4 protein-coding genes are annotated in these 4,685 nt (G+C 61.2%); all 4 read right to left on the bottom strand.

Annotated elements, in window-relative coordinates; translation table 11 throughout:
• On the bottom strand, nt 1-959 hold a 959-nt coding region (locus tag JWR14_RS09945), incomplete at its 3' end, for a translation initiation factor IF-2 associated domain-containing protein (protein ID WP_299705270.1).
• Between the two features lie 92 nt (nt 960-1,051).
• Complete coding sequence (nusA, locus tag JWR14_RS09940; protein WP_089160933.1) at nt 1,052-2,527, bottom strand: transcription termination factor NusA; 1,476 nt, start codon at nt 2,525-2,527, stop codon at nt 1,052-1,054.
• A complete protein-coding gene (rimP, locus tag JWR14_RS09935) occupies nt 2,524-2,985 on the bottom strand; it encodes a ribosome maturation factor RimP (RefSeq protein ID WP_299705273.1) in 462 nt (153 codons plus the stop codon). Before rimP ends, nusA begins: the two co-directional genes overlap by 4 nt.
• 422 nt (nt 2,986-3,407) lie before the next feature.
• Nucleotides 3,408-4,685, bottom strand: a 1,278-nt coding sequence (locus JWR14_RS09930; protein WP_299705263.1) for a pseudouridine synthase, incomplete at its 5' end; no start/stop codon positions are given.

Below are 4,685 nucleotides of genomic sequence, written 5' to 3'. Positions count from 1 at the left end.
CCCTTGGCTTCCGCGGCCTTCGCGCCTTCCGCCACCTTGGCGGCGACAACCGCTGCAGCGGCAGCAGCAACGGCAGCAGGCGACGGCTCAGGCGGTTTCGCCTGTTGAGCCTTACGCGGCGTATTCATCATTTCGCGGATAGCACGCGCTTCGGCTTCAGCCGCTGCACGGCGTTTCGCGATCTGGTCGTGCTCGGCACGCGCCTTTTCAGTCGCGGCGCGCGCGGCGTCTTCTGCCTTCTTCGCAGCTTCGCGTTGAGCGGCACGTTCGGCAGCGGCCTTCTCGTCGACTTGCGGTACGGCAACTTCAGCCTTCACCGGTTCGTCAGCGGCCTGTTCCGTCTTCGACTCCGTGCGGGATTCCTTACGTGCTGTAGAAGCAGCACGCGAGATTTCCGCGGCTTCCGCCTGAGCGGCAGCACGCTTCGCCTCTTCTTCCTCGGCACGGCGACGCTCGGCTTCAGCAGCCGCTTCACGCGCGACCCGCTCAGACTCTTCGCGCTCGAAGCGTTCCTGGCGTTCCTTCAACTCCAGCGCTTCTTTCTCGAGCAATTCGGCAGCATGACGCGCCTCTTCGTCGCGACGCTGCAATTCGGCTTCGTCGACTTCGTCTTCTTCGACGTGGTTCGCACCTTCAACGACCTGTTCAACACCGCTCTGATCGCGCTGCACGAACACGCGCTTCTTGCGGACCTCGACCTGAATGGTGCGAGCTTTACCCGTAGAGTCGGACTGTTTGATTTCCGACGTATGCCGGCGGGTCAAAGTGATCTTGCGTTTGTCGGCATCGGCGGAACCGTGCGACTTGCGCAAGTGTTCGAGCAGGCGCGACTTGTCCGTCTCGGACAAATCGTCGTCTTCGCTCGCTTTCGTGACGCCAGCCGCCTGCAACTGCTCGAGCAGGACGCCCGCAGGCATTTTGAGTTCCGCGGCAAATTGGGCTACGTTGTTACTCGCCATTCATTCCTCTTGATGCAAGGACAAATTCCCTGCTGTTTGATCGGGTCATGCGGCCTAACGGCCGCGATATGTCAGTGCGCCATGGTCATTTCTCACTGGAACCAGTGTTCACGTGCTTTCATGATCAACGCCTTAGCGGCATCCTCTTCAATACTGGTCATCTCGACCAGTTCATCCACAGCCAGCTCGGCGAGGTCGTCGCGCGTCCGGATCTGGTGTTCTTCGAGCTTCGCGTACAACTCATCCGTCATACCTTCGAGGCTCTTCAGGTCGAGCGCCACACCCTCGACCTTCTCTTCATTCGCGATCGCCAGCGTCAGAAGCGCGTCACGGGAGCGGTTACGCAACTCGTGAACAGTGTCTTCGTCGAAGGCTTCAATTTCGAGCATTTCGTTGAGCGGCACATACGCGATCTCTTCGAGGCTGGTAAAGCCTTCGTCGATGAGAATGTCGGCCACTTCTTCATCAACGTCGAGTCGCGCCATGAACAGGCTGCGTAACGTGCCACGCTCTTCGTTTTGCTTCAGCGCGGACTCGTCCGGCGTCATGATGTTGATTTGCCAGCCGGTCAATTCGCTGGCAAGACGCACGTTCTGGCCGCTGCGGCCAATAGCAACCGCGAGTTCGTTCTCGTCAACGACGACGTCCATGGAGTGTTTCTCTTCATCGACGACGATCGACTGTACGGCAGCCGGCGCGAGCGCGCCGATCACGAACTGTGCGGGGTCCTCTGACCATAGCACGATGTCGACGTTCTCGCCACCGAGCTCATTTCTCACCGCCTGGACCCGCGAACCGCGAATCCCGACGCAGGTACCGATTGGGTCGATGCGCTTGTCGTAAGCAATCACCCCGATTTTCGCACGCACGCCAGGATCACGCGCGGCGGCCTTGATTTCGAGCAGACCCTGCTCGATCTCCGGCACTTCCATTTCAAACAGCTTCATCAGGAACTCGGGCGCCGTGCGCGAGAGTTCGATCTGCGGACCACGTGCCGTCCGGTCAACCTTCGCAATGTAGGCGCGAACCCGGTCGCCGACCCGCAGGTTTTCCTTCGGAATCAGCTGGTCGCGGCGCAACAGCGCTTCCACACGACCCGATTCGACGATGAAATTGCCCTTGTCCAGACGCTTCACCGCGCCGGTCATGATCTTTTCGCCGCGTTCCAGGAAGTCGTTCAGGATCTGCTCGCGCTCAGCGTCGCGAACCTTCTGAAGAATCACCTGCTTGGCGGCCTGCGCACCGATCCGGCCGAACTCGATGGACGGAATGGGTTGCTCGATGTATTCATCGATTTGCGCGTCGGGCTTCTCTTCCTTCGCTTCGAACAACAGGATTTCCTGGTCGGGTTCCTGCAGGCCGGCTTCGTCCGGCACCACTTTCCAGCGACGGAAGGTCTCGTGCTCGCCGCTTTCACGGTCGATTGCCACGCGGATATCCACGTCTTCCTCGAACAGCTTCTTCGTTGCCGAAGCAAGCGCTGCTTCGAGCGCTGCGTACACCACGTCCTTGTTGACGTTCTTCTCGCGCGCCAGCGCATCCGCCAGCATCAAAACTTCGCGACTCATTGTTTGCGGCTCCTAAAGTCAACTTTGGGGACGAGACGTGCTTTATCGAGGTCTGCGAGCGTGAAATCGAGCATCGCAGCGCCGCCGTCCTTCCCTTCGAATTCCAAACCAATCGACTCGCCTTCCGGGGCATGCAGGATGCCACGGTACGACTTGCGCCCGTCCAGCGGCTTCTTTAATGTGATAGTGACTTCGCTGCCTGCGAAGCGTTCGAAATCCGCCAATTTCTTAAGCGGACGATCGAGGCCCGGCGACCCGACTTCGAGCCGTGAGTAATCGATATTCTCCACTTCGAACAGATACTGAAGCTGACGTGTGACTTTCTCACAGTCTTCAATCGCGATGCCGGCGGGCTGGTCGATGGAGATACGCAGCAAACCGCCCCCCGCGCGCTCGATATCGACAAGTTCATAGCCCAGGCCCAAGACCGTGGTTTCGATGATTTCCGTCAGTTGCACAGTGAAAGACTCCAAGATGTTCGCGCGCTCCACGCCGAACACCTGCGGACCGCGCCTTGAGCTGGCGCACTTTCGTTGCCCAAGATGCTGAACCGAACGGCCAAAAAAAAATGGGCGCAACGCCCATCCTTCTGTACCGAGATCACATCCGGGTGGCAAAACAAACGCCATGCCCAGCGACTTCGTGATTTTAGCCATTTTTCGGGATAAACGCAACCAATGCGCCCTGTATATAGCCATTTGACGGCCATTTACAAGGCAAATCGAAGGCATTCATCACGCTTTTGTCGGACTTTCTCCGAGGCTAAAGTCATCGTGCTGAATTTAATTGACGACTGCGCGGGCAATTTGGTTGCCCGCCTTTCGGCCCAAGTCACATGCCGCGCCACACAAACCTCTGAGTCGGGCGCGACGTTTGACTCTTAGCGCCCGCGCGTTCGGTTGCGCGGCGCCGGGCGGGCGCCGCCGCGGCCTGCGCCGCCCGCGTTGCCGCCATTACCTTGCGCGCCCGCGCCAGCCGGACCTTGACCTTGACGGCCGCCCTGGCCGGGGCGCTTGCCGCCGCCATTTGCCGAGCGTCCGCCTGCGCCATTGCCACTACCCATGGCAGGTGAACCCGGCGGACGACTGCCGCGCGGGCCGCCAGCGGAGCCGCCTGGACGCGGCATCGCGCGGTTGCCATTCGCTTCGCCGCCACCTGCACGATTGCCGTTTGCTTCCCGGCCGCCATTGCTGCCACGCGCGCCATAACCAGCGCCGCCGCTGCCGCCGTTGCCTGTATAACCGCCGCTGGAACCGCCACCGAAGCCGCCTGGTGCACCACGCCGTCCGCCCGGGCCGCCAGGGCCGCCGCGTGGAGGCGTCGTCTGGGCGAATCGGCCATGCGAACTGAGCACCGGCTCACGCGTGATGATGCCCATCGACGTTTGCAGCGGATCGGGCTGAATGCGCGGTGCAGCGCTGCGCGCGCCCCGCTCTTCCGCCGGCGCCTTGAGTCCGACCGATGCCAGGAGACCACGCACTTCGTTGTCTTCGAGTTCTTCCCAACGACCGCGCTTGAGCCCCTTGGGTAACGCGATCGGGCCGTGCCGGGTACGAATCAGCCGGCTCACCATCAGGCCGGCGGCTTCGAACATGCGGCGCACTTCGCGGTTCCGGCCTTCAGCCAGCGCCACGTGATACCAATGATTCGTGCCTTCGCCGCCGCCATCGCGGATACGAAGGAAGTTCGCTGGGCCGTCTTCCAGCTCCACGCCGTGCAGCAGCTTCTGACGCATACCTTCCGACAACTCGCCCACCACCCGCACCGCGTATTCACGCTCGACGCTGTACCGCGGGTGCATGAACCGGTTGGCCAGGTCTCCCGATGTAGTCAGCAGCAGCAACCCTTCGGTGTTGAAGTCGAGCCGTCCAACCGCAAGCCATTTGGCCGTTTTCATCGGCGGGAGGTTGTCGAAAACTGAAGGACGGCCTTCCGGATCGGCATGACTGACAATCTCGCCCGTCGGTTTGTGATACAGCAGGATGCGCGGCGGTTTGCTCGCGAGCTTGCGCTTGACCGGCTTGCCGTTGATGCGAACCTGATCGGTCGGCATGATGCGCTGGCCGATATGCGCCGGCTCACCATTCACCGATACCCGGCCGGCTACGATCAATTCTTCCATGTCGCGACGCGAGCCCATGCCTGCTTCGGCGAGCAC

This window comes from Caballeronia sp. (assembly GCF_028292365.1).
Taxonomy (GTDB): domain Bacteria; phylum Pseudomonadota; class Gammaproteobacteria; order Burkholderiales; family Burkholderiaceae; genus Caballeronia.
The sequence above is the reverse complement of the archived record's forward strand: the minus strand, read 5'-3'. Positions and strand labels throughout refer to the sequence as shown.

What these genes read in the sequence shown, in the direction of transcription:
- nusA (WP_089160933.1), bottom strand. Translation starts at nt 2,527, where the DNA reads ATGAGTCGCGAAGTTTTGATGCTGGCGGATGCGCTGGCGCGCGAGAAG.